At 62.2% G+C, this 26082-nt stretch carries 29 protein-coding genes, 1 tRNA gene and 2 pseudogenes; 17 read left to right on the top strand and 15 right to left on the bottom strand.

The features are described 5' to 3' along the window. Positions 1 to 8: 8 nt before the first annotated feature. The 12 genes from BLV27_RS13860 to BLV27_RS13805 form a co-directional block, all read right to left on the bottom strand. A complete protein-coding gene (locus tag BLV27_RS13860) occupies positions 9 to 326 on the bottom strand; it encodes a hypothetical protein (RefSeq protein WP_092647004.1) in 318 nt (105 codons plus the stop codon). Next, a complete protein-coding gene (locus BLV27_RS13855) occupies positions 316 to 1116 on the bottom strand; it encodes a sulfotransferase domain-containing protein (protein WP_092647002.1) in 801 nt (266 codons plus the stop codon). The genes BLV27_RS13860 and BLV27_RS13855 overlap by 11 nt, the downstream gene beginning before the upstream one ends. Before the next feature lie 214 nt (positions 1117 to 1330). Continuing rightward, positions 1331 to 1627: a hypothetical protein gene (locus BLV27_RS13845; RefSeq protein WP_092646998.1), complete on the bottom strand. Its 297-nt coding sequence runs from the start codon at positions 1625 to 1627 to the stop codon at positions 1331 to 1333. Further along, positions 1624 to 1869: a hypothetical protein gene (locus tag BLV27_RS19155; RefSeq protein WP_139176661.1), complete on the bottom strand. Its 246-nt coding sequence runs from the start codon at positions 1867 to 1869 to the stop codon at positions 1624 to 1626. Before BLV27_RS19155 ends, BLV27_RS13845 begins: the two co-directional genes overlap by 4 nt. Positions 1870 to 1897: 28 nt before the next feature. Next, positions 1898 to 3709 carry a succinate dehydrogenase flavoprotein subunit gene (gene sdhA, locus BLV27_RS13840; RefSeq protein WP_092646996.1) on the bottom strand — a complete coding sequence of 604 codons (1812 nt, stop codon included), beginning with the start codon at positions 3707 to 3709 and terminating at the stop codon, positions 1898 to 1900. A 12-nt stretch (positions 3710 to 3721) separates the two neighbouring features. Further along, positions 3722 to 4096: a succinate dehydrogenase, hydrophobic membrane anchor protein gene (gene sdhD, locus BLV27_RS13835; RefSeq protein WP_092646994.1), complete on the bottom strand. Its 375-nt coding sequence runs from the start codon at positions 4094 to 4096 to the stop codon at positions 3722 to 3724. Between the two features lie 10 nt (positions 4097 to 4106). Then, entirely contained in the window at positions 4107 to 4490 is a 384-nt protein-coding gene (sdhC, locus tag BLV27_RS13830) for a succinate dehydrogenase, cytochrome b556 subunit (RefSeq protein ID WP_092646992.1), read from the bottom strand. A 214-nt stretch (positions 4491 to 4704) separates the two neighbouring features. Further along, positions 4705 to 5406, bottom strand: a complete 702-nt coding sequence (locus BLV27_RS13825) for a DUF4344 domain-containing metallopeptidase (protein WP_092646990.1) — start codon at positions 5404 to 5406, stop codon at positions 4705 to 4707. Next, entirely contained in the window at positions 5403 to 6428 is a 1026-nt protein-coding gene (locus tag BLV27_RS13820) for a MaoC family dehydratase (RefSeq protein WP_092646988.1), read from the bottom strand. Before BLV27_RS13820 ends, BLV27_RS13825 begins: the two co-directional genes overlap by 4 nt. Continuing rightward, a complete protein-coding gene (locus BLV27_RS13815) occupies positions 6425 to 6631 on the bottom strand; it encodes a DUF1737 domain-containing protein (protein WP_092646986.1) in 207 nt (68 codons plus the stop codon). Before BLV27_RS13815 ends, BLV27_RS13820 begins: the two co-directional genes overlap by 4 nt. Positions 6632 to 6635: 4 nt before the next feature. Further along, positions 6636 to 7181 carry an NnrU family protein gene (locus BLV27_RS13810; protein ID WP_092646984.1) on the bottom strand — a complete coding sequence of 182 codons (546 nt, stop codon included), beginning with the start codon at positions 7179 to 7181 and terminating at the stop codon, positions 6636 to 6638. Position 7182: 1 nt separating this feature from the next. After that, positions 7183 to 8040: an HpcH/HpaI aldolase/citrate lyase family protein gene (locus BLV27_RS13805; RefSeq protein WP_092646982.1), complete on the bottom strand. Its 858-nt coding sequence runs from the start codon at positions 8038 to 8040 to the stop codon at positions 7183 to 7185. A 592-nt stretch (positions 8041 to 8632) separates the two neighbouring features. On the opposite strand from BLV27_RS13805, the gene mdh reads away from it, so the two are divergent. The 14 genes from mdh (at position 8633) to BLV27_RS13740 (ending at position 23223) form a co-directional block, all read left to right on the top strand. After that, on the top strand, positions 8633 to 9595 hold the full coding sequence (gene mdh / locus BLV27_RS13800; protein ID WP_092646980.1) for a malate dehydrogenase: 963 nt from the start codon (positions 8633 to 8635) through the stop codon (positions 9593 to 9595). A gap of 249 nt (positions 9596 to 9844) precedes the next feature. Then, on the top strand, positions 9845 to 11038 hold the full coding sequence (sucC, locus tag BLV27_RS13795) for an ADP-forming succinate--CoA ligase subunit beta (RefSeq protein ID WP_092646978.1): 1194 nt from the start codon (positions 9845 to 9847) through the stop codon (positions 11036 to 11038). Positions 11039 to 11400: 362 nt separating this feature from the next. Then, a complete protein-coding gene (locus BLV27_RS13790) occupies positions 11401 to 11898 on the top strand; it encodes a hypothetical protein (RefSeq protein WP_092647152.1) in 498 nt (165 codons plus the stop codon). Next, complete coding sequence (locus tag BLV27_RS13785) at positions 11895 to 12476, top strand: hypothetical protein (protein WP_092646976.1); 582 nt, start codon at positions 11895 to 11897, stop codon at positions 12474 to 12476. Before BLV27_RS13790 ends, BLV27_RS13785 begins: the two co-directional genes overlap by 4 nt. An 86-nt stretch (positions 12477 to 12562) precedes the next feature. Then, complete coding sequence (gene sucD, locus BLV27_RS13780) at positions 12563 to 13444, top strand: succinate--CoA ligase subunit alpha (protein WP_092646974.1); 882 nt, start codon at positions 12563 to 12565, stop codon at positions 13442 to 13444. Positions 13445 to 13619: 175 nt separating this feature from the next. After that, positions 13620 to 14228 carry a hypothetical protein gene (locus BLV27_RS13775; protein WP_139176659.1) on the top strand — a complete coding sequence of 203 codons (609 nt, stop codon included), beginning with the start codon at positions 13620 to 13622 and terminating at the stop codon, positions 14226 to 14228. After that, complete coding sequence (locus BLV27_RS13770; protein ID WP_092646970.1) at positions 14225 to 14833, top strand: hypothetical protein; 609 nt, start codon at positions 14225 to 14227, stop codon at positions 14831 to 14833. The genes BLV27_RS13775 and BLV27_RS13770 overlap by 4 nt, the downstream gene beginning before the upstream one ends. Continuing rightward, entirely contained in the window at positions 14830 to 15462 is a 633-nt protein-coding gene (locus tag BLV27_RS13765; RefSeq protein ID WP_092646968.1) for a hypothetical protein, read from the top strand. Before BLV27_RS13770 ends, BLV27_RS13765 begins: the two co-directional genes overlap by 4 nt. Positions 15463 to 15568: 106 nt before the next feature. Continuing rightward, complete coding sequence (locus tag BLV27_RS13760; protein ID WP_092646966.1) at positions 15569 to 18538, top strand: 2-oxoglutarate dehydrogenase E1 component; 2970 nt, start codon at positions 15569 to 15571, stop codon at positions 18536 to 18538. 3 nt (positions 18539 to 18541) lie between these two features. Further along, on the top strand, positions 18542 to 20080 hold the full coding sequence (gene odhB / locus BLV27_RS13755; RefSeq protein ID WP_092646964.1) for a 2-oxoglutarate dehydrogenase complex dihydrolipoyllysine-residue succinyltransferase: 1539 nt from the start codon (positions 18542 to 18544) through the stop codon (positions 20078 to 20080). A gap of 34 nt (positions 20081 to 20114) precedes the next feature. Next, complete coding sequence (locus BLV27_RS13750; RefSeq protein ID WP_092646962.1) at positions 20115 to 20645, top strand: hypothetical protein; 531 nt, start codon at positions 20115 to 20117, stop codon at positions 20643 to 20645. A 41-nt stretch (positions 20646 to 20686) separates the two neighbouring features. Next, complete coding sequence (locus BLV27_RS19400) at positions 20687 to 20863, top strand: hypothetical protein (protein ID WP_170831463.1); 177 nt, start codon at positions 20687 to 20689, stop codon at positions 20861 to 20863. Positions 20864 to 21072: 209 nt separating this feature from the next. Continuing rightward, on the top strand, positions 21073 to 22467 hold the full coding sequence (lpdA, locus tag BLV27_RS13745; protein WP_092646960.1) for a dihydrolipoyl dehydrogenase: 1395 nt from the start codon (positions 21073 to 21075) through the stop codon (positions 22465 to 22467). A gap of 129 nt (positions 22468 to 22596) precedes the next feature. Then, the gene (locus BLV27_RS13740) at positions 22597 to 23223 is read left to right on the top strand and encodes a hypothetical protein (protein ID WP_092646958.1); all 627 of its coding nucleotides are present in this window, start codon (positions 22597 to 22599) and stop codon (positions 23221 to 23223) included. On the opposite strand, the gene BLV27_RS13735 is transcribed toward BLV27_RS13740, so the two are convergent. Next, positions 23220 to 23867: a GntR family transcriptional regulator gene (locus BLV27_RS13735; protein ID WP_092646956.1), complete on the bottom strand. Its 648-nt coding sequence runs from the start codon at positions 23865 to 23867 to the stop codon at positions 23220 to 23222. The two genes, BLV27_RS13740 and BLV27_RS13735, sit on opposite strands and share 4 nt — an antisense overlap. Positions 23868 to 23882: 15 nt before the next feature. After that, positions 23883 to 24578 (bottom strand): M48 family metallopeptidase, encoded by a 696-nt coding sequence (locus tag BLV27_RS13730; protein WP_092646954.1) that lies wholly within the window; start codon positions 24576 to 24578, stop codon positions 23883 to 23885. 135 nt (positions 24579 to 24713) lie between these two features. On the opposite strand from BLV27_RS13730, the gene BLV27_RS13725 reads away from it, so the two are divergent. The 3 genes and pseudogenes from BLV27_RS13725 to BLV27_RS13715 form a co-directional block, all read left to right on the top strand. Continuing rightward, the gene (locus tag BLV27_RS13725) at positions 24714 to 25043 is read left to right on the top strand and encodes an FYDLN acid domain-containing protein (protein WP_092646952.1); all 330 of its coding nucleotides are present in this window, start codon (positions 24714 to 24716) and stop codon (positions 25041 to 25043) included. A gap of 82 nt (positions 25044 to 25125) precedes the next feature. Next, a tRNA-Ala gene (locus BLV27_RS13720) sits at positions 25126 to 25201 on the top strand. A 449-nt stretch (positions 25202 to 25650) separates the two neighbouring features. Next, positions 25651 to 25927 (top strand): annotated as a pseudogene (locus BLV27_RS13715) (transposase); the annotation flags it as partial. A gap of 54 nt (positions 25928 to 25981) precedes the next feature. Here the strand turns inward: BLV27_RS13715 and BLV27_RS19150 are convergent. Next, positions 25982 to 26082 (bottom strand): annotated as a pseudogene (locus BLV27_RS19150) (IS5/IS1182 family transposase); the annotation flags it as partial.

Below are 26082 nucleotides of genomic sequence, written 5' to 3'. Positions count from 1 at the left end.
TTTTCCTCCTAGAGGGTATTGAGCAGCACCGGCAGACCTTCGGTCGCGATGCATCTGATGGTATCGGGCCGCGCGGCTACATCCAGGACGATGCGAGTGGCGGTTTCATTCGCGCCGGCTCCAGCGGCGGTTGCCAGCGTCAGGATCTCGTCCGCGCTGGCGTTGTCGATAATGCAGTTCGTGGCCGGTTCCAGCGGCACACCGGGAAAGCGCGCCGCGACAACTGGGTTCACCGCGCGCTTGGCTGCATCACGGGCGACCGCATCGGCAAGAGGGGAATTGCACGCGGCCAGCACCGGCAGGATCAGTAGAACGCTAGGCCGCATGACGAATCTCCTCGACCCATCGCGTTGGGTGGGATTCGTAGCCCAGTCTTACCAGCGCCGCACCGTATCGGTCGGCATAGATGCGGGCCACTTCACGCGGCAGGCTGCTGCGCCAGTCACGCGTGGCAGTCCCGGTCACATGTGCCTTGATCCTACCCGGTCGTGCCACCGGATCGGACAGTCCGCCGAACAGGGCATTTTCCCAGAAAAGCTGTACGCCCAGATCGACCTCAGGTTCCGGCAGACCGAGGTTCCGCAGGTGCTCGCGAAAAGCTCTCCCTTCGGTATCGGTCATCAGGTCTTCGTAGCGAACCTCGATCGTATTCGGCCGTTCGTAGTCCCACGTCAGCATTGCTTCCAATGTCTCGGCGTGTTTCTCGTCCATCTCGAATATCAGCCGGGCCGTCTCGTCTGGCAAAGCGTTCAAATGCTGCTGATAGGTGGTGCCATCTAGATCGGCGCGCGCCGAATGCAGGAACTCCTCCCCGCCTTCAGATGCGGACAGATGATACCTCATGCCGGACAGAAGGACATTGCGCGGATCGCGTACGATATGCAGGATACGCGCGTCGGGGCGGTCCAACACAGCCTGCGGAAAAGCCGACGACCATTGCACAAGGAACACGCGATCGGCGGCGGGAATAAGTTTCTCACCCGAAGCCGGAAAGACGACGTGAAGCCCGACCCCCAACCGATCGGCCAGCGCGCGAAACACAGCACGCATCCATAGCGTACCCGTCTTGTGATGTGTGCCGACGCAAAGAATGCGGGGGGCGATTAAGTCCATCATCGGCTGGCCCGTTCTGCCGTGCAGTCCAAAAGGGCTGCGATTTCCGTGTTGCTCATCGCCGCTCCGGGGTCGGCTACAACGTCCGGGCGTCCGATGGACACCAGGCAGGAAGCCAGGCCCGGCCGAACCTCTGCATCAGGCGACCCTGCGCCGCTGCTGCCAAGGGCATTACAACCCGGAAGCATTGCACAGGACGCGACGAAAAAGGCGCGCATCATGTGCGCCGTCCGATCGAGACGCCGAAGGTCGTGGGCTCAGGTTTTCCCGCCACCCGGCGGGCGATACAATCCTCCAAAAACTCCGCCTCGGTCTGAGGGTTCAGGACCCGGTTCGTGACCGTGATGCTGCCCCGCGCAACGGGACCACCGTTGCTCACGCCGGCTCCGACGGAACCGGAAATTCCGTCTGCCTGCCCGATTTCGGCCCGGCATAGTCGCGCAGCCTTTTCGGGTGTCATCGGCACCGGCGCACAGGCGGCCAATAGCGGAAGAAGGATCAGGGCGCGGATCATCGCGGAATAGCCTTGCAAGCGTCGAGACGGCGAAGGTCAGCGGCAGCGGTACTGCGGATCGTACCGTCCACCACGGTGAGCCCCTGGTCACGGGCGCAATCAAGATAGGCCTCGCGCCGCGCTTCAGGACCGGTCGGCATGCAAGCCGACAGAAGCATTAGCGCCCCCCCCCCACCCAGAGCTGGCACGATTGCCCCGAAGGATCGCCGGGGCGCGCCTTCGGGGCAGATGGGGCCAAACATTGGGACAAGGGGGCCGACGCAGGTCACCTCAATAGACGCGCGCCTTGGGCGCGATCTTCTTCAGGTCGATACCGCCGTCGTTGTGGCTGGTCAGCGGGTTCATGTGAACACCGCGATAGCCCAGGCTGGCCTTCTGTTCGTCCCCCTTGAACCAGGTGAGGGAGTGCTTGCGCCAGTTCTCGTCGTCCCGATCCGGGAAATCCTCGTGCGCGTGGGCACCGCGGCTTTCCTTGCGCGCCTCGGCGGCGACCACCGTGGCCACGGCGTTGGGCATGAGGTTCGCCAGCTCCAGCGTCTCCATCAGATCGGAGTTCCAGATCAGCGTGTTGTCCGTGACGGCCACGTCCGACAATTTTCCGGCGATGCCCTCCATCTTCTCCTTCCCCTGCGCGAGGGTTTCGGAGGTGCGGAACACGGCAGCATCGTCCTGCATCGTCTTTTGCATTTCCAGACGCAGTTCGGCGGTGCCGACCTGACCGCGCGCGTGGCGCAGCCCGTCAAATCGGGCCAGCGCCATCTCAACCGAGCGCATGTTGGGCGTCGGAACCGCACTATTTGGATCGACGATTTCCCCCGCACGAATGGCGGCGGCGCGCCCAAAGACCACCAGATCGATCAGCGAGTTGGAACCGAGACGGTTCGCCCCGTGGACCGACGCGCAGCCGGCCTCGCCCACGGCCATCAGACCGGGTGCTACGGCATTGTCGTCCTTGGCGGTCGGGGCCAAGACTTCACCCCAGTAGTTCGTGGGGATACCGCCCATGTTGTAATGCACGGTGGGCAGAACCGGGACCGGTTCTTTTGTGACATCAACACCAGCGAAAATGCGCGCCGACTCCGAGATCCCCGGAAGCCGCAGGGCCAGCGTTTCGGCAGGCAAGTGATTAAGGTTCAGATGGATGTGGTCGCCGTTCTGGCCGACGCCGCGCCCCTCGCGGATCTCCATCGTCATGCACCGCGAAACCACGTCGCGCGACGCCAGATCCTTATAAGTTGGCGCATAGCGTTCCATGAACCGCTCACCCTCGGAGTTGGTCAGGTAGCCGCCTTCGCCCCGCGCGCCCTCGGTGATCAGGCAGCCGGCTCCGTAGATGCCGGTCGGGTGGAACTGCACGAATTCCATGTCCTGCAACGGCAGGCCAGCACGCGCGACCATGCCGCCACCGTCGCCGGTGCAGGTATGGGCCGAAGTGGCCGAGAAGTACGCACGGCCGTAGCCGCCTGTCGCCAGAACCGTCATCTTGGCGCTGAACAGATGAAGCGTACCGTCATCCAGCTTCCAGCACAAAACGCCCTGACACTCTCCGTCTTCCGACATGATCAGATCGATGGCGAAGTATTCAATGAAGAATTCGGCCTTCTGCTTGAGCGACTGACCGTACAGCGTATGCAAAATGGCGTGGCCGGTGCGGTCGGCGGCGGCGCAGGTGCGCTGCACTGCGGGCCCTTCGCCATATTCGGTCGTGTGACCGCCGAAAGGCCGCTGGTAGATCTTGCCCTCTTCGGTGCGGGAAAACGGCACGCCGTAGTGCTCCAACTCGTAAACCGCCTTGGGGGCTTCGCGGGCGAGGTATTCCATCGCGTCCGTATCGCCCAACCAGTCGGATCCCTTGACGGTGTCGTACATGTGCCATTGCCAGCTGTCCGGACCCATGTTGCCCAAGGACGCGGCAATGCCGCCCTGCGCCGCCACGGTGTGCGAACGCGTGGGGAAGACCTTGGTCACGCAAGCTGTTCGCAGGCCCTGCTCGGCCATGCCCAACGTCGCGCGCAAACCGGCCCCGCCGGCCCCCACGACAACGACGTCATATTCATGTGTCTCATATTCGTAAGATGCCATGTCGGTCGATCCTTATTGCAGCGCGAGACGGGCCAATGCGTAAACGCAGGCCAACGCAGCGCCGTAGCTGAGGCAAGTGGTCGCGATGATGGCAACCTTCCGGGCGATACCCGGCACATAGTCTTCGATCAGAACCTGAACACCCTTGGCGAAGTGCACCCAGCCGACCGTCAGCGTCAGCAGCGCGATCAGCGCGGGCCAGGGGCGGGAGTAATAGGCCACGACTTCTTGGTAGGGCGCGCCGATGATGGCCCCGAAGGTGAAGAGGAACAGCGGCACGAGGATTATCAGCGCCGCAGAAAGCAGTGTCTGGTTCCAGTGGTGCGTCGTGCCGGAACCGGAAGCACCCAGCCCCATGACACGTTTGCGATCAGTCATAAAAACCATGGAAGCTTCCTCAGAGAACGATGATTGTGAACAGGGTCAAACAGACCGAGGCGATCACGATGCCCCAGCCCGTTGCCTCGGCCTTGTCGACCTCAAGCAAATAGCCCGCGTCCCAGATCAGGTGCCGGATACCGGCCAGCGTGTGATACCAAAGAGCCCAGATCGACCCAAGAAAGATCAGCTTGCCAAACCAAGATGTCAGGAAGGCATCGGCCGTGGCGAAAGCCTCGGGTCCGGCGGCCAGCGCCACGAACCACCAGGTGATCATCAGACCCGCCATAATCAGCGCGTTGCCCGTGATGCGCGTCAGGATGGAAGTGATGGAGGTCAACTGCGGACGATAGATTTGCAGATGCGGGCTGAGGGGTCGGTTGCCCCGGTTCACGTCGGCCATCGCGGGCCTCCTTTGATCTCGGATTTAGTCGCGTCGGAGTGACATCTACTGTTTTTTGACGGGGAGTCACGGGGGCGCGCGGTCGCATGCCAATGAAATGGCCGGAATTTTGCGTTATCTGTGATCACAGTTCTAATTCTGTGATCACAAAATACCCGAAACCCGTGTATGCGGCATACAGTTCTCTGAACGACAGGGATGTGCCGCCGAAGGTCTAACCCGGACTGCGTGCCCGAAGCGCGTCGATCATTTCGGAACAGAACTCGATCCGTTCGTCGATGTCGAAATAGAAGGCGTTGTCTTCGCCACAGTCGACCTGAACGACCGGGATCGCGCGCGGCAGGACCAGCGTCGCGTTGATCCGTGCGATATCCTTGGCCAGCAGGCGCAAGGCCTTGCCGCGCTGCGCCGCGCGCAGGCTTTGAACCGGGGCCGCCCCCTCCGACGGGGTCAAGCGGCGCAAAACCGATATCCAGGCCGCCTTGGTTGCGCGGGCATCTTCAGCGCAGCCTCGCTTGGAGCCGGTCGGCATCCCAAGACCACGGGCCGTTTCCAGCCGCGCCTCGGCGTTCAGACCGTAGTACAGACAAATTGCGCGCGCCAATCGTTGCGCGCCCGGCATGTATTCGTCCCAAGGATCGAACAGTTCTTCTTCGGCCTCCAGTCGCGCCAAAGCTGTCATGTCGGTGATGATCCGCGCCAGTTCGGACTCCGAATGCATCCGGTCAGCCAGCACCAGCCCGAAACTGTCGGCCGCATTTTCCTGCGGCCCGAAGACCGGCAGGGCCAGTTGGTCGATCACCGCGTGGCCGAGTTCGTGATATAGCGTGAAGCGCAGGTTGCTTATCACGAAATCCGCCCGCGCGGCCGGGGCCAGCAGGACCACGACAAAGCAAAGAGCAAGCAAGCGGATCATGCGGGCATGAGAGCCCAGTAATCCAGATCTAACAACACTTCGGGTAGATATTTCCCGTTTTCATCCCGCAGTGCAAAAGCTGCTCCCCGCGTCGCGACCAGCCGCAGGCGCAGCGCGGCGATGCCCGGCGCGAGATCGGCGCGGTCCAGCACCTCGGACCATGCCCGCACGGTGTCACCCGCAAAACAAGGGTTCACATGCGCCCCGCCGTTGATCGCCGCGATGCATTGCGCGTTGGCGAGGCCGTTGAACGATAGTGCGCGGGCCAGGGAAATAATGTGCCCGCCGTATATCAGCCGCTTGCCGTCTTCGCGGTGGGTCGCGTCGAAATGGACCTTTGCCGTGTTCTGCCAGAGCCGGGTGGCGAGCATGTGCTCCGCCTCCTCGATCGTAACACCATCGACGTGGTCGATCCGCTCCTCGATTGCGTAATCTGAGGCGCGGTGCGGCTCACCGGCGAGGCCGAAATCGTAATCATCGAAATTCAGTCCCTCGGGTACTACGAGGTCGGTCGGGGAAACCGCGTCCGTCAGATCGGGGATAACCGTGTCAGGTGCGGGTGCCGCGGCATCTTTCTTTCGTACCATGACCCAGCGAACATAGCTCAGCACTGCCTCGTCCGACTGGTTGATCCCGGTGGTGCGGACCCAAACGACACCCGATTTGCCATTTGAGTTCTGCTTGACCCCGATCACCTGCGATTCAGACCGTAGGGTATCGCCCGGAAAGACCGGTTGCAGGAACCGGCCCTCCGCATAGCCCAAGTTTGCAACCGCATTCAGTGAAATGTCGGGCACCGTCTTGCCGAAGACCGTGTGGAAGGTGATCAGGTCATCCATCGGACTCCCGTCCAGCCCGCACCAAAGGGCGAAAGCATCCGACGAGTGCAACGCAAACCGTTGAGGATAGAGCGCGGTGTAAAGCGCACGCTCCCCTTCGGCCACAGTGCGGGGCACCGCGTGTCGGATCACATCGCCAACGGTGTAATCCTCAAAGAAGCGGCCCGAATTCGTTTTGCTCATTGTGCGCCCAATTTCATGGCCGGATCATACGCTGCAGCAATATCCTTGGTGACCGCCTGCGCGCAACGCATGGCATTTGCATTCTGATCCCAAGCAAAGGTGGGCGAGCCATGCAGCACCCAGCCCTTGGCCAGCGCGTCGCTCACCTTGTGGCAGAAGGCCGAATCGTCCTCGGCAGTCAGCAGGCGATAGAGTGTGGCCATCCGATCAACCTCCGAACGGGTTAACGCCAAGCCAGATGTGAATGGCGGCAGCAATGGACATGAGGACGAGGCCGATCACCAGCGCGGTGAAATCGCCCTTGATCGAAACGGTCTTGGGCCGGTCCCACGGCTGGCTGCGGTTTATCACGATGACTTCGGCCACCGCCCAGGCCAGCAGTCCGCCAAACAACACGATCGCCGCAAGATCACCGTTTACCAGAAGGTGCGCGACCGCCCAGATCTTGAACCCGGTCAGCTGTGGATGGCGAATGCGAGCCGACAACAAGCCCTTGGTCGCGCCAACGCCAAAGACATAGAACGCCAGCACCATCAGCAGGTTGTTCAGGTGCCGCAGGAACACCGGCGGCTCCCAAATTGGAATATAATCCGCGCCACGATAGCCGATCACCATCAGAACGACCGAGACGATCAATACGACTGCGATCAGCCCCTTGCCCTTGTCACCCATCCGACCGCGCGTGTCCGGGGCAAGGCGTTTGAAAAAATGGGCCCCCGCCCAAAGGAGCAGTCCCAGGATCAGCAATGGCATGTCAGCCCTCCAACGCGTTTATCGCGTCCTGCTTTGCCAGTGTCCGGCGGGCCGTGTCCACATGAAGATTCTCGACAATGCGTCCGTCCAGCACGGCAACGCCCTGCCCCTGAGCCACGGCCGCTTCGAAAGCCGCGATCTGGCGGCGCGCCAATTCCAGTTCGTCTTCCGTCGGGCCAAACGCGGCATTCGCGATGGCAATTTGCGAGGGGTGAATCAGTGTTTTGCCATCCATCCCCAAATCGCGGCCCTGTTCGCACTCGGCGCGCAGCCCTTCCTCGTCAAGATAAGCGTTGAACACGCCGTCAACGCAGGGAATTCGCACCACCCGCGCGGCCAGAAGGCAGGTCTGGAGCGCCGTCATCAGCGGAAGCCGGTCAGGCCGGCTGCGACAGTTCAGGTCCTTCGCCAGATCGTTCGTGCCCATCACAAATCCGCCCATCCGCGGCGCGCGGGCGATCGCGGCGGCGTTCAGGATTCCTTCCGGCGTTTCCATCATCGCCCAGATCGCGGTTTTGCCGGTCAGGTACTTCGCGGCTGCGGCGACGTCCTCGGGACCGTTCACCTTGGGTAGAAGTACCGCGTCAGTGGCAAGCGCCGCAAAGCACGCCAAATCATCGGCCCCCCAAGGTGTATCGGCCCCGTTGACGCGCACGATACAATGGCGCGCGCCATAGCCACCAGAGCGGAGCGCCTCGGCCAAGGTATTCCGCGCGATGATCTTTTCATCAGGCGAAACCGCGTCCTCCAGGTCGAAAATAATTGAGTCGACTGGCAGGGTTCTCGCCTTCTCCAGCGCCCTCGGCTTGGAACCGGGAATATATAGAACGGAGCGGAAAGGGCGGTCGGCTTGGGTCATTGCGGGGTCTCCTTGCCGCGGTTGCAATCATTTCACGCAATGAATGGCAAGGTATTCTGAGCAACATGTACGATTATTGCGCTTCGGACTTCTGCCATAGGGGGAACCGCAAAAAATCCTGATCTCATCCGACACTCTGCACCCGCAGCGAATCCTGTTCGAACGGTGCGCCCCTCAAATCCGGGCCCCGACGAAGGGGATGGCCCCACACCCCGTGTTCCTCTCGTGGTGGTTCGCTGCGTCAGAAACGGGCCGTTATGATGGGACAAAGAACCATTCGCACCCTCAAAACACTTTGAATGCGGGTATGGCGCATGCCCGCCCCTCCCGCTTTTGCGCATAGAGCAAGTCGCAGACCCCGTATCGATGTCATGACAGGGCATTTGGGGCATGCGGCGCACCCCACTGCGAGATCGACCTTGTAGGCAGAGAAGCGTTCTTGAAAATCCGAAAGCGGAACGTCTAGCAGACCGCCGTGTCTTCGGGTGCTGTCTTCATCCACTCATCACGAGATACAGCAGGGTCTTGCGCACTGCGCGGTCGATCCGATACCCCTCCGGCGAACTGCTGACAGATAACTTCGGAGACTGACATGGCCCGACCCAAGATCGCCCTCATCGGCGCCGGACAGATCGGCGGCACGCTCGCCCACCTGATCGCGCTCAAGGAATTGGGGGACGTCGTCCTCTTCGACATCAGCGAAGGCACGCCGCAAGGCAAGGCCCTCGACATCGCGGAATCCGGCCCGGTCGAGAAATTCGACGCGTCGCTCAAGGGCACCAACGACTACGCCGATATCGCCGGTGCGGACGTCTGCATCGTCACCGCCGGCGTGCCGCGCAAGCCCGGCATGTCCCGCGACGACCTACTGGGCATCAACCTCAAGGTAATGAAGGCCGTGGGCGAAGGCATCCGTGACAACGCGCCGGACGCGTTCGTGATCTGCATCACCAATCCGCTGGACGCGATGGTCTGGGCTTTGCGCGAATTCTCGGGCTTGCCGCACGAAAAGGTCGTGGGCATGGCCGGGGTCCTTGACTCTGGCCGCTTCCGTCACTTCCTGGCCGAGGAGTTCAACGTCTCGATGCGCGACGTCACTGCCTTCGTGCTGGGTGGACATGGCGACACGATGGTCCCGTTGACGCGTTACTCCACCGTCGGCGGCATCCCTCTGCCCGATCTTGTGGAAATGGGGTGGACCTCCCAGGAAAAGCTGGACGCCATCGTTCAGAGAACGCGCGACGGAGGTGCCGAAATCGTCGGCTTGCTCAAGACCGGGTCGGCTTTCTACGCCCCCGCCTCGTCCGCGATCGAGATGGCCGAAGCCTTCCTAAAGGATCAAAAGCGCCTGCTGCCCTGTGCGGCCTACGTTGATGGTGCCCTGGGCCTGGACGGCATGTACGTGGGCGTGCCCACTGTGATCGGTGCCGGTGGCATAGAGCGTGTGGTCGACATCAAGATGACCCGCGACGAGCAGGCCATGTTCACCAAATCTGTCGACGCCGTGAAGGGCTTGGTTGAGGCGTGCAAGGGTATTGACCCCTCGCTGGCCTGACGCCGATCAATCACGTGACCGAGGGGGCCTTCTGGCCCCCTTTTTCATTTTCAACGGAAGCCGTGCCTCGAGCTTGGACCGCACTTGAACCACGCGGCACAATTTCTTTGTGATCACACCTCGCATTACTGTGATCACAAATGTTCAGATTATCGCCGAAATACGTCTAATCGCGCCAAATACTGTTTCAAAGCCACTGATCGCGTGTCAGGGGTCGTGGTAACCATTGACCAGACGGGGGCGCGTCCCATGAATATCCACGAATATCAGGCCAAGGCGCTGCTGCGCGATTATGGCGCACCGGTCTCGGACGGCGTCGCCGTCACCAAGGCCGCCGACGCAAAAAACGCGGCAAGCCAGCTTGATGGCCCGCTTTGGGTCGTGAAGGCGCAGATCCACGCGGGTGGCCGCGGCAAGGGCTCGTTCAAGGAAGCCGAAGCCGGGGAGGCAGGTGGTGTGCGCCTGGCCAAGTCGGTCGAGGATGCCGCAGAGCAAGCCGCCAAGATGCTCGGCAACACGCTGGTCACGCACCAGACGGGACCATCCGGAAAACAGGTCAATCGCATCTATATCGAGGACGGTTCGGGCATCGAGACGGAGCTTTACCTGGCTCTTCTGGTCGATCGTCAGACCAGCCGCGTCGGCTTCGTCTGCTCGACCGAGGGCGGCATGGACATCGAGGAGGTGGCCGCGAACACGCCCGAGAAGATCATAAGCTTCAGCGTCGACCCTGCCACCGGTTACCAGCCGTTCCATGGCCGTCGCGTCGCCTTTGCCCTCGGGCTGAAGGGCGCGCAGGTCAAGCAATGCGTGCAGTTGATGGGACAACTCTACAAGGCCTTCACCGAGAAGGATATGGAGATGCTGGAGATCAACCCGCTGATCGTGACTGACAAGGGCGACCTGAAAGTGCTGGACGCCAAGGTCAGCTTTGACGGTAATGCGATCTATCGCCACAAAGACATCGCCGAATTGCGCGACGAGACCGAGGAAGACCCCAAGGAGCTCGCCGCCTCCAAGTACGACCTGAACTACATCGCGTTGGACGGTGAGATCGGCTGCATGGTGAACGGCGCCGGTCTGGCCATGGCGACGATGGATATTATCAAGCTTTATGGTGCCGAGCCTGCCAACTTCCTGGACGTCGGCGGCGGTGCCACCGAGGAGAAGGTGACCGAGGCGTTCAAGATCATCACCTCCGACCCGCAGGTGAAGGGCATCCTGGTCAATATCTTCGGCGGCATCATGCGCTGCGACGTCATCGCCGAAGGCGTGGTCGCCGCCGTGAAACAGGTGGGCCTGAAGGTTCCTCTTGTCGTGCGCCTGGAAGGGACCAACGTCGAGCAGGGTAAGAAGATCATCAATGAAAGCGGCCTCGACGTGATCGCCGCCGACGACCTGAAGGACGGCGCACAGAAAATTGTGAAGGCAGTCAAGGGGTAGCTCGAATCATGGTGCCCGCCGATATCGACGACCGACCGGTCGAGGTCCGGCACAGCCGGACGTTCTGGCTGGTGTGCCTTGACTTGTCGTTCGTCGGTATCGTCGACGGGCGAGTCCTGAGAAACGGACCTTTCAGCGATTTATTTTCTGTGACGTCTCGTGCGGAGCGGAAAGCCCTGCAACAAGTGGTCGATGCGGGCGATAAGCCCGCGTATCGCGCGCGCAGGCTTGCGAGGGGCGGGTATCTGAAGATTTTCGAGATATGTCTGAAAGTCAGGCAAGGCTCTCTGCGGCGACGTTTCCGCAGGTTCACTGCCCTTAACGAACCAGACGCGAGAACGGTCTGCGCCGCTCTGACAGGCATGATCTTTGCCTTCGCGGTGTCGCTCGCGCCTGCCCATGCCAACCCGCAGCGCAACGACATGCTTGCGGCCTTCGCGGCGCATTGCTTCTCGCCATATCTGACATCGGCGCGGGTACAGGCCGACATCACCAGCAGCGGCGCGCGGGTGGACTTCTACGATCTGAACCCGTTCTCCAATGTCCCGGCCACGCCCGGCGGGAACGTGACGCCCGGCACCGATCGACGGTGTGAGGTGTCGTTTGATGGCGACTACGGCACGCAGGCGGCAGAGGTTGCCCTCGGCGGGTTGCAAGCGGAAGGGATCCAAACCGAAGCCCCCCTTCCCGACACCCACACGGAGGCCGAACTGCCCGGTACGACACTGCTGGCCGCGCGGTTTCTGAACCCCGCGCGCATCGCCGTCGTCCACACCGGTGCACGGCCCGGACCGAACGGCGTGGAGACCTTCCTATCCGTTGAGCGCCTGACGCCGGACGCCAGCGAGGCGAACCGATGATCCGGCCGCTGATCCTGTTGCTGGCGCTGGCCGGTTGCGTCCAGACCGGCAACAACGGATTCGGCGCGGGCGTAGGCGACATCGCGGCACAGCGGATGCGCTTCGCCGCCGAGGCAGTCTGCCTGAACAACACCACGCGTCGCAGTCAGGATCGGGCCGCCCGCGCCTTGAACTACGCTGTGCGCGAGCGCGACGGCTCAGCCATCGTCTATGCCAGCCCCGGAACGCTGACCTTCATCCGTATCGGCCCCGCGCCCGAACAGACCTTCACCGACGAACAGGGCACGCGCCGCAAGGTCACCGGCAACGGCTGCTCCGTCGGATCGCCGGCAGTTGGTACGCGGCTTGCCAACAAGCTCGCGGGTGAGATCCTTGCACCCCGGCTGATCGACGGCAGTGACACGCTGCTGGCACCACTTGGGGCCGGCACCAATGTCGATGGCGGCGTTGGCTTCTTCTTCAGCAACCTTGCGGTGACCCTTCCGGTTGCGCGCACAACTTTCTCCGACCCCGAAACCGGCGAAGGCACCGCTTTCGACCATCCCGTCATCCTCATCGTTCACTCCCGCCCCCAGTAGGGAGCAAGACAGACATGCGCCCGGACAGGGCGCGCAACCGACACCGGCCCCAACAGGCCAGACTTTTCAGGACCAAGGAGGGCCCAATGGCCATTCTCATCGACAAAGATACCAAGGTGATCTGCCAGGGACTCACAGGCTCCCAGGGGACGTTCCACACCGAACAGGCCATCGCCTATGGCACCCGGATGGTCGCCGGTGTCACGCCGGGCAAGGGGGGACAGACGCATCTGGACCTGCCGGTCTTCGACAGCTGTCACGAGGCCGTTGCGACAACGGGGGCCAACGCCTCCGTGATCTACGTGCCGCCCCCCTTTGCAGCCGACTCGATCCTCGAGGCCATCGACGCGGAAATCGAGCTGGTCATCTGCATCACCGAGGGCATCCCGGTGCTTGACATGATGAAGGTCAAGCGCGCGCTGGACGGGTCCAAGACCCGCCTGATCGGACCGAATTGTCCGGGTGTCATCACGCCCGATGCCTGCAAGATCGGCATCATGCCCGGCCACATCCACAAGCGCGGCTCCGTTGGTGTTGTGTCCCGTTCGGGCACCCTGACATATGAGGCCGTCAAGCAGACCAGCGACATGGGCCTGGGCCAATCTACCGCCGTCGGCATCGGAGGCGATCCCATCAAGGGAACCGAGCACATCGACATTCTCGAATTGTTCCTGGCCGACCCCGAGACGCAGTCGATCATCATGATCGGTGAAATCGGCGGCACCGCCGAGGAGGATGCCGCGCAGTTCCTGGCCGACGAGAAGAAGGCTGGCCGCTGGAAGCCGACGGCCGGGTTCATCGCCGGGCGCACCGCCCCTCCGGGCCGCCGCATGGGCCACGCGGGTGCCATCGTCGCCGGTGGCAAGGGCGACGCGGAAAGCAAGATCGAAGCAATGAAGGCCGCCGGCATCGTTGTCGCCGACAGCCCGGCCACGCTCGGCGAAGCCGTGAAGGAAGCGATCGGCTGACATGCATTGCCCGGCCTGGACACCATTCGGCGGAGACTTCGTCCGCGGCATCGTTTGCCGCGAACGCCCCGTCCTACGTGCGTTTCGGGTCGGATCAATCGTTATGGGCTTACTGTCCCGGGCTCACTTGGTCCGGGTCGGGTCGTCTTGCCCGAATCCTCGGGAGGCAGCCGGGATGCTTCTCCCACGGTCTCAGCGGGCCATCGCTATGGTGGCGGCATCGCTCCTGCTGAGCATGCCGCAAACGGCATTTGCCGGGCTGGCCCCTGCCGCTTGCCTGGTTCCGACCAATAGCATCGACACTGCCGTCGACGCCCTGACGATCGAAGGTTGGCGGGTTCTCCCCGATGGTCCACTTCCAGAAGTTGTCGGCGATCAACTCGTCTGGCTTTATGTCGCATACTACATGACCGGCGACACTGGCGGCGAGACGCTCTCCTCGATCCTTGAATTGCAGCGCCGCACCGTGGAAGGGCTGGCCCGCAAACGTGACATAACCGGTAGCAAGACACGCCTGATGACAAGCGACGCGGGTGCGATGATCGTGTTCTGGCGTGAGCCTGACCAGGACCACATCGAGTATCAATGCCGCCTTGCGTTGAATGGTCCGGACGCGCCGGGCAATACGCTCTTTGCGGTCAACGAAGAAGAACGGATCGCGGACGGATACGTCCAGATCACTGCATTGGATCGCGCCGCCCTAGCGGAGGAAACGGGCCGGGATGTCGTGACGGCTCAGCTTGTTGAAACCCACCTGACCTATTCCAAAGGGGCGACCGAATGATCCGCGCCCTCGCCCTTATCGTTTGCATTGCTGCTCCTGCCGCCGCCCAGAGCTACGGAGTACCGCCAGCGCTGGTTCCCTGCACTGACCGCCACTTGGACCCAGCCCGGTACCGCGCCGACCTGGAGGCGCAGGGCTGGCGCTTGGTCCCGGCAATGAATCGCGCGGCGCAACTGACGCTTCTCAATGACACGTTCCTGGCCCTTGTGGCCGGTAACGACGGCCCCCGCGCCGACCGATTGGAGCGAGGCCGCAAGCTTTGGGCCCGGATGGGTGAAACGCAGCTTCTCTTCACGGCGAGCGACGGGGCACAGGCCCTGATGGTCAGCGGCGGCTTTACGCCCGACGGTGCCGCGCAGCTGCGCTGCTGGATGGCCTTTGCCGACGGAACCCGGATGGACGATGTGTATGCGCAGCTTTTGACAGATGCGAACGGAACTCCCGAACCGGGCGAGACGCAGGTCATCACCCTGACCCAAACCCCGGAAGCTGGCGATGAAACCCTGAGCTTCTATCTCACGCGCCCGACGCCGGGCATGGACACGCCCGCCACCCACGCGGGCATCGCCACGCTGCTGACACTCTCGCCGGAGATCGCGCAATGATCCGCGCCTTCCTCCTGACACTCGCGGCCACGCAGGCCGGGGCGGTCGACCTGCCCGATATTGGACCGGCCCTTTCCCCGTGTCTGGAAAAGCATGTAACCGGCGCGCCGTATGTCGCGGCGCTCCGGGCGCAGGGTTGGACCCCGGTGGCCGAATCCGAGAAGCCCGCCGCACAGCGGAACTTGTCACATGCCCTTCTGGCAGCATTGCACGCTGAACACGGCGAGGGCGGAAGCTGGGCCGACCGATGGTCTCACCGCGAAGAGACACTCGCTTGGGTTCAGGACAGCAGTACCAACCGACCACTCTATGCGCGCGGAGACGCGATCCTGCTGTTGATGGGCGAGCAGATCACCGACGAGACGGTGGGCCGCATCCATCGCACCACCTGCCTGATCGGCGGGCCCGAACTCGACCTCGTCAGCCGCCTTCTGGCCGAGGAGGCAATTCTGCCCGAAGGCGGCCTGCGCAGCCTGTCGTTTCTGCCCGAAGACGAAGGCAGCCTGCCGTATTCCTCCGTCGCGATCATGAGGCACCTGCCCGATCCTGGGCCTGTGATGCCCACCCATCTCGACGCGGTCGTGACGACGCAGATGTTCCCGGTCGCCAGCGTGGAGGATGCCGAATGATCCGAACGCACCGATACAGACCGCCGCCCGGCCCGGTTGCGAAACCACCCGGCCACCCCGACCTGACACCTGACATCCCCCAGTTCCGAACCCCCGAGGTCCCCCAATGACCGATCAATCCGACAACGAGATCTTCCATTCGACCAGCTTCATGCAGGGTCACAACGCCGAATACCTCGAGCACATGTACGCGCGGTATGCCGATGACCCGAATGCCGTGGACGAGACGTGGAAGCAGTTTTTCGCGGCACTGGAAGACGACGCCGGCATCGCGCAGGCCGAGGCTGCAGGTCCTAGCTGGGCGCGCGCCGACTGGCCACCGGTACCCGCCGACGACCTGACCGTCGCGCTGACCGGCGAGTGGCCCGCCGCGCCCGTCGACCCCAAGGAAGCGAAATCCGCCGGGGAAAAGATCAAGTCCAAGGCCGCCGAGATCGGGGCCGCCCCCAGCGATGACGCGATCAAGCGCGCCGTACTCGATTCCATTCGGGCGTTGATGCTGATCCGGGCCTACCGGATTCGAGGGCATCTTGCCGCCGACCTTGATCCGCTGGGCATGCGCGCCGAGGTACCGCACCCCGAGCTGGATCCCCGATCCTACGGCTTCAAGGAGGCCGACATGGACCGGCCGATCTTCATCGACAAGGTTCTCGGCCTGGACGTCGCGACCCTGCGGGAGATCGTATCGATACTGAAGCGGACCTATTGCGGGACCTTTGCCCTGCAGTACATGCACATCTCCAATCCCGAGGAGTCTTCCTGGCTGAAAGAGCGGATCGAGGGTCTGGGCAAGGAGATCGAGTTCACCAAGAACGGCCGCCGCGCCATCCTCAACAAGCTGGTCGAGGCCGAGGGTTTCGAGAAGTTTCTTCACGTCAAATACATGGGGACCAAGCGCTTCGGTCTGGATGGTGGCGAAGCGCTGATCCCCGCGATGGAGCAGATCATCAAGCGCGGCGGTCAGTTCGGCCTCTCCGACATCGTGATCGGCATGCCCCACCGCGGCCGCCTGAGCGTTTTGGCGAACGTGATGAACAAGCCGTACAAGGCGATCTTCAACGAGTTCCAGGGCGGCAGCTTCAAGCCCGAGGACGTTGATGGCTCGGGTGATGTGAAATATCATCTGGGGGCCTCGTCTGACCGGGAGTTCGATGGAAACGTCGTGCACCTGTCGTTGACGGCGAATCCGTCGCACCTGGAGGCCGTGAACCCGGTTGTTCTGGGCAAGGTCCGCGCCAAGCAGGATCAACTGGGCGACACCAAGCGCTCTCAAGTAGCTGGGCTGCTGCTGCACGGTGACGCGGCCTTTGCGGGTCAGGGCGTCGTGGCTGAATGCTTCGCGCTCTCGGGTGTGCGCGGCCACAAAACGGGCGGCACGATTCATATCGTCGTGAACAACCAGATCGGCTTCACGACCGCCCCGCACTTCTCGCGCTCCTCGCCCTACCCCACCGACAACGCGCTGGTGGTCGAGGCTCCGATCTTCCATGTAAACGGTGACGATCCCGAGGCCGTCGTCCACGCCGCGCGCGTCGCGACGGAGTTCCGGCAGAAATTCGGCAAGGACGTCGTGCTCGACATTTTCTGCTACCGCCGGTTCGGTCACAACGAGGGCGATGAGCCCATGTTCACCAACCCGCTGATGTACAAGAAGATCAAGGGCCAGAAGACGAGCCTGACGCTCTATACCGAGCGTTTAGTCAAGGATGGCCTCATCCCCGAGGGTGAGATTGAGGACATGAAGGTCGCCTTCCAGGATCACCTCGCCCAGGAATTCGAGGCCGGTCGTGACTACAAGCCCAACAAGGCCGACTGGCTCGATGGGCGCTGGTCGCACCTGGATCGCCGCAAGGAAGACGACTACGTCCGTGGCGAAACGGCGATCGCGCCCGAAACCTACGATGAAGTGGGTCGCGCCCTGACCAAGGCCCCCGAGGATTTCCCCGTCCACAAAACCGTTGGTCGCCTCTTGGAGGCCAAGGCCAAGATGTTCGAGACTGGCACGGGTTTCGACTGGGCCACTGCCGAGGCGCTGGCCTTCGGGTCATTGCTGACCGAGGGTTACAAGGTCCGTTTGGCCGGTCAGGACAGTACGCGCGGCACCTTCTCGCAGCGGCACTCGGGCCTCGTGAACCAGGAATCCGAGGAGCGGTATTACCCCCTGAACCACATCCGCGAGGGCCAGTCGCAGTACGAAGTCATCGACTCCGCCCTATCGGAATATGCGGTGCTCGGGTTCGAGTACGGCTACTCCCTTGCCGAACCCAACGCCCTAACGATGTGGGAAGCGCAGTTCGGCGATTTCGCCAACGGTGCGCAGATCATGTTCGACCAGTTCATCAGTTCGGGCGAATCCAAGTGGTTGCGCATGTCGGGCCTCGTCTGCCTGTTGCCCCACGGCTACGAGGGTCAGGGGCCCGAGCACTCGTCGGCCCGCCTGGAACGCTTTTTGCAGCAATGCGGCCAGGACAACTGGATCGTGGCAAATTGCTCCACCCCGGCCAACTACTTCCACATTCTGCGCCGCCAGCTGCACCGCGATTTCCGCAAGCCCCTCATCCTGATGACGCCCAAGTCGCTGCTGCGCCACAAGATGGCCGTCTCGACCAAGGAAGAGTTCACGACCGGTTCCAGCTTTCACCGGGTGCTTTGGGATGATGCCCAACAGGGCAATTCGGACACCAAACTGGTCGCCGACAACAAGATCAAGCGCGTCGTCGTCTGCTCGGGCAAGGTCTACTACGACCTGCTGGACGAGCGGGACGCCCGCGGCATCGACGACGTCTACATACTGCGGTTGGAGCAGTTCTATCCGTTCCCGGCCCTGTCGATGGTCAACGAGTTGGAACGCTTCAAGCAGGCGCAGATCGTCTGGTGCCAGGAGGAGCCCAAGAACCAGGGGGCCTGGACCTTCGTGGAACCGAATATCGAATGGGTCCTGACCCGCATCGGGGCGAAGTATACCCGACCCGTCTATGCCGGGCGGGCCGCCAGTGCCTCACCCGCAACGGGTCTCGCCAGCCAACACAAAGCCCAACAAGCCGCGCTCGTCGACGAAGCGCTGAGCACGGAGTAAGTCATGTCCATCGAAGTCAAAGTCCCAACCCTGGGCGAGTCCGTTACCGAAGCCACCGTCGCCACCTGGTTCAAGCAACCGGGCGATGCCGTCGCTGCCGATGAAATGCTCTGCGAGCTGGAAACCGATAAAGTCACCGTCGAAGTGCCGTCCCCCGCCGCAGGCACCCTGGGCGAGATCGTTGCGAACGAGGGCGAGACCGTAGGAGTAAACGCCCTGTTGGCGACCATCTCGGAAGGCGAAGGCGCGGCCCCCGCGCCCAAACCCGAAAAAACCGAAGCCGAAGCCGACTCTGACGACGCACCGGCAGGCGATCCCCCCGCAGACACCGGCGGCGAGGTGATCGACGTGATGGTTCCCGCGTTGGGCGAGTCCGTTTCTGAAGCCACAGTCGCCACCTGGTTCAAATCGATCGGCGACACCGTCGAAGCCGACGAAATGCTCTGCGAGCTGGAAACCGACAAGGTTTCGGTCGAGGTGCCCAGCCCGGGTGCCGGTACGTTAGGCGAAATCCTGGCTAAGGAGGGTGAGACCGTCGCCGCCGGTGGCAAGCTCGCCGTACTGACCTCCGGGTCCGGAGCCAGCACCGCTGCGCCCAAGTCCGATACCCCCGCGCCGCAGGCCGCCCCCGCCGACGCCGGGGCCGACGTGGAGAATGCCCCCTCAGCCAAGAAGCTGATGGCCGAAAAAGGCCTGTCCGCAGATCAGGTTTCCGGCTCGGGCCGGGACGGACGCGTGATGAAGGAAGATGTGATGAAAGCTGCCACCGCCGCCAAGGCAAGCACCCCGGTCGCCCCCGCGCCCGCCGCAGCCCCCCGCGCGCCCGTCGCAGCCAGCGACGCGGCGCGGGAGGAGCGGGTGAAGATGACCCGCCTGCGCCAGACCATCGCCAAGCGCCTGAAGGACAGCCAGAATACCGCCGCCATGCTAACCACCTACAACGAGGTGGACATGAAGGCGGTCATGGACCTGCGCAACGAGTACAAGGACCTGTTCCTGAAAAAGCACGGCGTGAAACTGGGCTTCATGTCCTTCTTCACCAAGGCCTGTGTTCATGCCCTGCGCGAAGTGCCCGAGGTGAACGCCGAAATCGACGGCACCGATGTCGTCTACAAGAACTTCGTCCATATGGGCATCGCCGCCGGCACGCCGCAGGGCCTCGTGGTCCCGGTCATCCGCGACGCCGACGCCATGTCCTTTGCCGAGATCGAAAAGGCCATCGCTGAAAAGGGGGCCGCCGCGCGCGACGGCAAGCTGTCGATGGCCGACATGCAGGGCGGCACGTTCACCATCTCCAACGGCGGCGTCTACGGCTCGCTGATGTCGTCGCCCATCCTTAACCCGCCGCAGTCGGGCATTCTCGGGATGCACAAGATTCAGGACCGCCCCATGGTCGTCGGCGGCGAAATCGTGATCCGCCCGATGATGTATCTGGCGCTTTCGTATGACCACCGCATCGTGGACGGCAAGGGTGCGGTGACGTTCCTCGTGCGCGTGAAAGAAGCGCTGGAGGATCCGCGTCGGTTGTTGATGGATTTGTGAGGATGCGGAATGCGTAAGCTCAGAGGTCCACCAGATGAAGAATGATGCAGGGGGGTTCGTTCTACGACTTAATGATGAGCGGCCCCGCTCACGTATCATCTTGGCTTCTTCCTATATCGAGGAACTTATTCGGCAGGGCGTTCTCGCATGCCTGAATCGGAACAAGGCAGCTGAAGCTCTCTTTGGCGAGGACGGGCGGATGAACGCGAGCCAAACTCGACAGTTTGCCGAAGCTTTGGGCTTGATCTCATGTGAAGAGGCAAATGCGGTTAAGACGCTGGCCCAAGTTCGGAATCGTTTCTCACATGATTGGAGGGCTGATTTTACAGGATTAGACATCCAGAGGATCTGTGAGAGATTTGGGATCATCAACATACGGCATAGTTCTGAAATGGATAGCCATCAGGTCGCCTTTGCCAAAGCAGACTACATCGGCATTTCATTAGTCGAAGTTCTGGGAAACCGATTTGTATGGGCAAGGGAGTCGAGCCCGTATTCGTCGATGCGTATCAAACACATTCTAGTTGATCCAGAGTCAAATCAAAGAACCGTTGAGTGGAAGTAATCGTAGGAAGTGCTTAGGCTCTGATTGGAACAGGACGCCCCATGACCCCCACCCGCCGCGCCATCGCCTTCTGGATCATCCGCGTCGCCATCGCGGTGATCCTCGTTCTGATCCTGCAAGCGTGGCGTGGGCCTGATCCGGTCCTGTGGTATCTGGCGGCGGGCTATGCGGCGATCTCGGCCTTTACGACCTATGTGATCATAAAGCGTAGAAAATGATCTCCGGCCTCACCGCCCGCATGGTTTCGCTCCGGCGCACATCTTCGGGGGGCGCGACCGTCGATCATTCATCTGACCCTTGGGGTTCACGGCGAGCGTTCGGTTGGTTATCTCCGTTTGCATCTGATCCAAGCGCGACGCGTCTGTAATGCGGACGTACGGCGCGACCAATAGAGCGGGCATACGCCCGAAACTGACCCGGAGGCATCATGGCCCAATACGACGTCATCATCATCGGAAGCGGCCCCGGCGGCTATGTCTGCGCCATCCGCTGCGCGCAGCTGGGTCTGAAGACCGCCGTGGTCGAGGGGCGGGAGACGCTGGGCGGCACCTGCCTGAACGTCGGCTGCATCCCCTCCAAGGCGATGCTCCATGCCACACACTCCCTGCACGAGGCAGAGCACAACTTCGCCAAGATGGGTCTCAAGGGCAAATCGCCCTCCGTCGACTGGAAGCAAATGCTGGCCTACAAGGACGACGTCATCGGCCAGAATACCAAGGGCATCGAGTTTCTTTTCAAGAAGAACAAGGTGGACTGGATCAAGGGTTGGGGCTCAATCCCCGAGGCCGGCAAGGTGAAGGTCGGAGACGACACGCACAACGCCAAGCACATCATCATCGCCTCGGGATCGGATTCGGCCAATGTGCCGGGGGCCGAGGTGGAAATCGACGAGAAGGTCATCGTGACCTCAACCGGCGCGCTGGAGTTGGCATCGATCCCGAAAACCATGGTTGTGGTCGGTGGCGGCGTCATCGGGCTGGAGCTGGGCTCGGTATATGCCCGGCTTGGGACCGACGTGACCGTTATCGAATACCTTGACGCCATCACGCCCGGCCAGGACGCCGAAGTTGCCAAGCAGTTCCAGCGTCTGCTGCAAAAGCAGGGCCTGAAATTCATCACAGGGGCCGGCGTCAGCAAGGTCGAGGCGAAAGGCGGCAAGGCCACCGTCAACTATGCCCTGCGCAAGAACGACAGCCAACATGAGCTGAAGGCCGACACCGTGCTGGTCGCCACCGGTCGCAAGCCGCACACCGAGGGGCTGGGTCTGGACGGACTGGGAATCAAGATGACCAAGCGCGGTCAGATCGCAGTGGACGACGGCTATGCGACAAGCGTGGAGGGCATCTACGCCATCGGCGACGTGATCGAAGGCCCGATGCTGGCCCATAAGGCCGAGGACGAGGGCATGGCCTTGGCCGAGATCCTCGCCGGTCAGGCTGGTCACGTGAATTACGACGTGATCCCCGGTGTGATCTATACCCATCCCGAAGTCGCCTCGGTCGGCATGACAGAAGAGCAACTCAAGGAAGAGGGCCGCGACTACAAGGTCGGCAAGTTCAGTTTTATGGGCAACGGTCGGGCCAAGGCGAACTTCGCCGGCGACGGCTTCGTCAAGATGCTGGCCGACGCCAAGACTGACCGAATCCTCGGTTGTCATGTTATCGGCCCGATGGCGGGGGACCTGATTCACGAGGTCTGTGTCGCGATGGAATTCGGGGCCGCCGCCGAGGATTTGGCCCGCACCTGCCATGCGCATCCGACCTATTCGGAGGCGATGCGCGAAGCCGCGCTGGCCTGCGGAGACGGCGCGATCCATGCATGATCCGTTAACACATTGGGCATGATGCCCTCGTAAAGGTCACAATCCGGCGGCAGGACTTTCCCAGTCCTGCCGCTTTCTCATGGTCAAACAGAAGGAAGCAATCTTCCATCTGACTGGGTTTGTCCTGCCATGAGTAACTATTTAACAGTTTTGGGAGTAGCGGCTGCCGCGGTTTGGCCAGCGCTTGCGCTGGCCACGACGCCGCGTGAAGAGCAGGAAGCACTTCTGGGTCCGCTTACCGAGCCGTTGTGGCAGTTGTTCGAAGGGTTGAACCGGCTGCTGCCTTGGATCGGCGGCTGCCTTGCCGTTATTGCAATTGTCCTTCTTGTTGCGCACCGGCTTCGGCTCCACCGCCGTGCGACGCGGGTCGCGATTTCGGGCCTGCGCAACGGGCCGCGCTTCCGCGTCGTCGATGCGATGTGTCACGCCATCTGGAAAGCCAGCAAGATAGACGAGACCCGGCTTGCCCGCGCTTTGGAAATCGCCCGCAATACGACCGAGATGGATTTCACCAAGGAGCATCTGCGTGAAATCGCGATCCGGGCCGATCGCGTGATCGTTCCGACCAACTTCCTGTGGATGCGCGACGGTCTGACTGCATCGGAACGGATGGTAATCTTCAACGCCAGCGTGTCCGTGCTGCTTGCTGGCGGGCCGCTTTCACGCTCTGACCGGGCGTTCCTGCGAACAGTCGCACGTGGCCTCGGCCTCGGGCACAAAGACCTGCGCGACCTGGCCGCACTGATCACGGCTTAGCCCGCCAGAAGCCGCAATCCTTGCGTGACATCGGCGCGCACGGCCAAACGGAGCCCGGGTTCATCCCCAGCCCTCAACGCCGCCACAATCAGACGATGATTCTTTGGCAACTCGGTCCGGTTCAATCGACCGTAGAGCGCCCGCATCGTCGGCCCCAATTGCAGCCAGACGGTTTCCACCATCGCCAAAATAGCTGGTGCCTGCGCGCGCAAATAGAGCGTGCGGTGGAACTCTAGATTCGTGCGTATATAACCAGAGGCATCATGCTTCGCGATCTGCTCGGCGATCGCGGTGTTGATCGCCTCCATCCGGTCGATCAAGGCCAGATGCGCTCGCGGCAATGCCCGAAGCGCCAACTCCGGCTCCAGAAGGGACCGCAATGCGGCCAGCTCCTCTATCCGGTCATTCGACAGGGCAGGCGTTGTGATCCGACCCGAAGCCGAGAGTGAAAGTGCCCCTTCGGCAACCAACCGTCGCATCGCCTCGCGGACGGGGGTCATGCTGACACCATAATCGCGCCCGACCCCGCGCAGCGTGAGCGACTGCCCCGGCTCCAACTCCCCATGCATGATTCGACTGCGGAGTGACCGGTAGAGCCGTTCATGCGCGGCACCGGTACCGTCGGGAAGAGGGTTGAGCATCATCGCGCAACCATGACCCTACTTGCCGCCGAAATCCACAGCATGCAGCGCCGCCCCATGCTGTTTGAGCCATGCCCTTCGTGGAGCATAACCGGGCATCAGGGTTTCGACCTGCGCCCAGAAACGGCTGGAATGGTCCATGTGGGCAAGATGCGCGACCTCGTGCGCGGCCACGTAGTCCAGCACGTCCCCCGGTGCCATGATCAACCGCCAACTGAACATCAGCTCTCCGCGCGAGGAGCATGACCCCCAGCGGGACCGCGTGTCGCGCAAAGTCAATTTCGTGGGCTGACGTCCCAGCACCTCGGCGTGCCGGTCGACCGCTTCGGCGAGATGCGTGCGCGCCATCGTCTGCAACAAGGCCTTGACCCGCGGGGCCGCCCGCATGTCGTCGGCAACGACAATGGCCTCCCCAATGAATCGCGCGGACCGCCCCGTACCGGGAACCAGAGGGACATCCCGTCCCATCAACGGCAAGACCCCCCCGACCTGAACCCTGCGCGGGGCGGGTGCGGCGGCGACGTGGCGCGCGATCCAGTCGGCCTGCTGGGCAACGAATTGTTCGGCTTCCGCCAAGGGCATCAGCACCGGCAAAGACAGGGAAACACGCCCGTCGGATCGCCCGACCTTGAGCGACATGCGCCGGGCACGCGCCGATCGGCGCAGCACCACCTCGATACCCGGCGCGCCGGGAACGGGAAGGCGATCTGTCATGGTCTCTCCCCCAGTCAACAGCCGTACCATCGTTCAGTGCGATCGAGGGGCTTGCCAGCCCTTGCCCCCTGTGGCATCCGACCCCAATTCCCTACACCCAGGCCACTTTCGGCCGGACGAGATGAAGGAACCGACATGCCCAAGGAAGAATGGGGCGTCAAGCGGGTCTGCCCGACGACCGGCAAGCGCTTTTACGATATGAACCGCTCCCCCGTCGTCAGCCCGTACACGGGCGAAGTCGTGAGCGTCGATACCGGCGGCAAGACTCGCATCCTGGTCGCAGACAAGGACGACGTGGACGCCAAGAAGGACAGCAAGGACGATGATGACCTGCTGCTGGACGACGACGTTGACCTGGACGATGACGACGAGGATGACGACGAGGATGTCCTCGACGACGATGACGACGACGACACCGTATCGCTCGACGAAATCGCCGACGTTGCCAAAGACGACGACGACTGAAGCACGTCGCTGAATTCGGGCGATGCAGGCAATTTTTCCGCTTGCGCCGCCCCATGGCCTGTCCTAAGTCGCAGGCCGGTAGGGGGCCTTAGCTCAGTTGGTAGAGCGCTTGCATGGCATGCAAGAGGTCAGGGGTTCGACTCCCCTAGGCTCCACCACGGACTGAGAATATTTTATTTTATTTCAATGGTTTGGTATAATATCGGCCACCATGTCCTACCGCTTGTCCTATCGCTCGGAATTGGAAGCGGCCTTCGCCGTTGTTAGAAAGCGTTTATTGCACCAGCGTGCCCCATCGGGTGGTCCGGATCAATTTGTAAGTGCATAGTCGGCGTCTGGTCCATTGGAGCGATGGTTTCAATGTCGTCGGGGGAGAGTTTGATCTGCATCGCTGTGCGCCTCGGTCATCGTTTCTGATGAGCCGAAACTGCCGGATGCAGCTGGTTGGAATGCGCCCACTGAAGCGGTCCACCTTTTGGGATAGAATTATCCCGTTTTCAGGAGGACGACGAGATGGCTGGCTGTCTGACGTCAGCGCCAATGGGACAGTTTAGGTCGATTTGATAAGGGAGGGTTTCTGGCTCATCGTAACCACCGAGGAGTGGAGATGAGACAGAAACCCGGAACCAAGCAGAGCCACGGCGAGAAGGTCGTCAAAGACATTCGCCGCGCGACGCGAAAGCAGTATTCGGCGGAGGAGAAGATCAGGATCGTTCTGGACGGGGCCTGAAGGGCGAGGACAGCATCGCCGAGCTGTGCCGCCGCGAGGGCATCGCCAGAGCCTGTATTACAGTTGGTCCAGGGAATTCCTCGAAGCTGGAAAGAAGTGCCTGGCGGGCGACACAGCGCGCGCTGCGACTTCGGGCGAGGTCAAGGATCTACGCGGCTTTGTTGCACAAAACTCCTGCTGACCGGACTTCCCCTTTCCCTGGACACATTTATCGCACGGTTTTCGTGACGGGTAGGCCGAGCGCGGTATAGCCGTTCATGATGGCGATACGGACTTGGACCTCGGCGATCTGTCGGTCGAAGTCGCGTG

The sequence above is a fragment of the Jannaschia faecimaris genome (genome assembly GCF_900107415.1).
Lineage (GTDB): Bacteria > Pseudomonadota > Alphaproteobacteria > Rhodobacterales > Rhodobacteraceae > Jannaschia > Jannaschia faecimaris.
The sequence above is the reverse complement of the archived record's forward strand: the minus strand, read 5'-3'. Positions and strand labels throughout refer to the sequence as shown.

Bases quoted from the DNA above. Each gene is read 5' to 3' on its own strand.
- BLV27_RS13860 (WP_092647004.1), bottom strand. From the start codon at position 326: ATGCGGCCTAGCGTTCTACTGATCCTGCCGGTGCTGGCCGCGTGCAAT.
- BLV27_RS13855 (WP_092647002.1), bottom strand. From the start codon at position 1,116: ATGATGGACTTAATCGCCCCCCGCATTCTTTGCGTCGGCACACATCAC.
- BLV27_RS13845 (WP_092646998.1), bottom strand. From the start codon at position 1,627: ATGATCCGCGCCCTGATCCTTCTTCCGCTATTGGCCGCCTGTGCGCCG.
- BLV27_RS19155 (WP_139176661.1), bottom strand. From the start codon at position 1,869: ATGTTTGGCCCCATCTGCCCCGAAGGCGCGCCCCGGCGATCCTTCGGG.
- sdhA (WP_092646996.1), bottom strand. From the start codon at position 3,709: ATGGCATCTTACGAATATGAGACACATGAATATGACGTCGTTGTCGTG.
- sdhD (WP_092646994.1), bottom strand. From the start codon at position 4,096: ATGGTTTTTATGACTGATCGCAAACGTGTCATGGGGCTGGGTGCTTCC.
- sdhC (WP_092646992.1), bottom strand. From the start codon at position 4,490: ATGGCCGACGTGAACCGGGGCAACCGACCCCTCAGCCCGCATCTGCAA.
- BLV27_RS13825 (WP_092646990.1), bottom strand. From the start codon at position 5,406: ATGATCCGCTTGCTTGCTCTTTGCTTTGTCGTGGTCCTGCTGGCCCCG.
- BLV27_RS13820 (WP_092646988.1), bottom strand. From the start codon at position 6,428: ATGAGCAAAACGAATTCGGGCCGCTTCTTTGAGGATTACACCGTTGGC.
- BLV27_RS13815 (WP_092646986.1), bottom strand. From the start codon at position 6,631: ATGGCCACACTCTATCGCCTGCTGACTGCCGAGGACGATTCGGCCTTC.
- BLV27_RS13810 (WP_092646984.1), bottom strand. From the start codon at position 7,181: ATGCCATTGCTGATCCTGGGACTGCTCCTTTGGGCGGGGGCCCATTTT.
- BLV27_RS13805 (WP_092646982.1), bottom strand. From the start codon at position 8,040: ATGACCCAAGCCGACCGCCCTTTCCGCTCCGTTCTATATATTCCCGGT.
- mdh (WP_092646980.1), top strand. From the start codon at position 8,633: ATGGCCCGACCCAAGATCGCCCTCATCGGCGCCGGACAGATCGGCGGC.
- sucC (WP_092646978.1), top strand. From the start codon at position 9,845: ATGAATATCCACGAATATCAGGCCAAGGCGCTGCTGCGCGATTATGGC.
- BLV27_RS13790 (WP_092647152.1), top strand. From the start codon at position 11,401: ATGATCTTTGCCTTCGCGGTGTCGCTCGCGCCTGCCCATGCCAACCCG.
- BLV27_RS13785 (WP_092646976.1), top strand. From the start codon at position 11,895: ATGATCCGGCCGCTGATCCTGTTGCTGGCGCTGGCCGGTTGCGTCCAG.
- sucD (WP_092646974.1), top strand. From the start codon at position 12,563: ATGGCCATTCTCATCGACAAAGATACCAAGGTGATCTGCCAGGGACTC.
- BLV27_RS13775 (WP_139176659.1), top strand. From the start codon at position 13,620: ATGCTTCTCCCACGGTCTCAGCGGGCCATCGCTATGGTGGCGGCATCG.
- BLV27_RS13770 (WP_092646970.1), top strand. From the start codon at position 14,225: ATGATCCGCGCCCTCGCCCTTATCGTTTGCATTGCTGCTCCTGCCGCC.
- BLV27_RS13765 (WP_092646968.1), top strand. From the start codon at position 14,830: ATGATCCGCGCCTTCCTCCTGACACTCGCGGCCACGCAGGCCGGGGCG.
- BLV27_RS13760 (WP_092646966.1), top strand. From the start codon at position 15,569: ATGACCGATCAATCCGACAACGAGATCTTCCATTCGACCAGCTTCATG.
- odhB (WP_092646964.1), top strand. From the start codon at position 18,542: ATGTCCATCGAAGTCAAAGTCCCAACCCTGGGCGAGTCCGTTACCGAA.
- BLV27_RS13750 (WP_092646962.1), top strand. From the start codon at position 20,115: ATGAAGAATGATGCAGGGGGGTTCGTTCTACGACTTAATGATGAGCGG.
- BLV27_RS19400 (WP_170831463.1), top strand. From the start codon at position 20,687: ATGACCCCCACCCGCCGCGCCATCGCCTTCTGGATCATCCGCGTCGCC.
- lpdA (WP_092646960.1), top strand. From the start codon at position 21,073: ATGGCCCAATACGACGTCATCATCATCGGAAGCGGCCCCGGCGGCTAT.
- BLV27_RS13740 (WP_092646958.1), top strand. From the start codon at position 22,597: ATGAGTAACTATTTAACAGTTTTGGGAGTAGCGGCTGCCGCGGTTTGG.
- BLV27_RS13735 (WP_092646956.1), bottom strand. From the start codon at position 23,867: ATGATGCTCAACCCTCTTCCCGACGGTACCGGTGCCGCGCATGAACGG.
- BLV27_RS13730 (WP_092646954.1), bottom strand. From the start codon at position 24,578: ATGACAGATCGCCTTCCCGTTCCCGGCGCGCCGGGTATCGAGGTGGTG.
- BLV27_RS13725 (WP_092646952.1), top strand. From the start codon at position 24,714: ATGCCCAAGGAAGAATGGGGCGTCAAGCGGGTCTGCCCGACGACCGGC.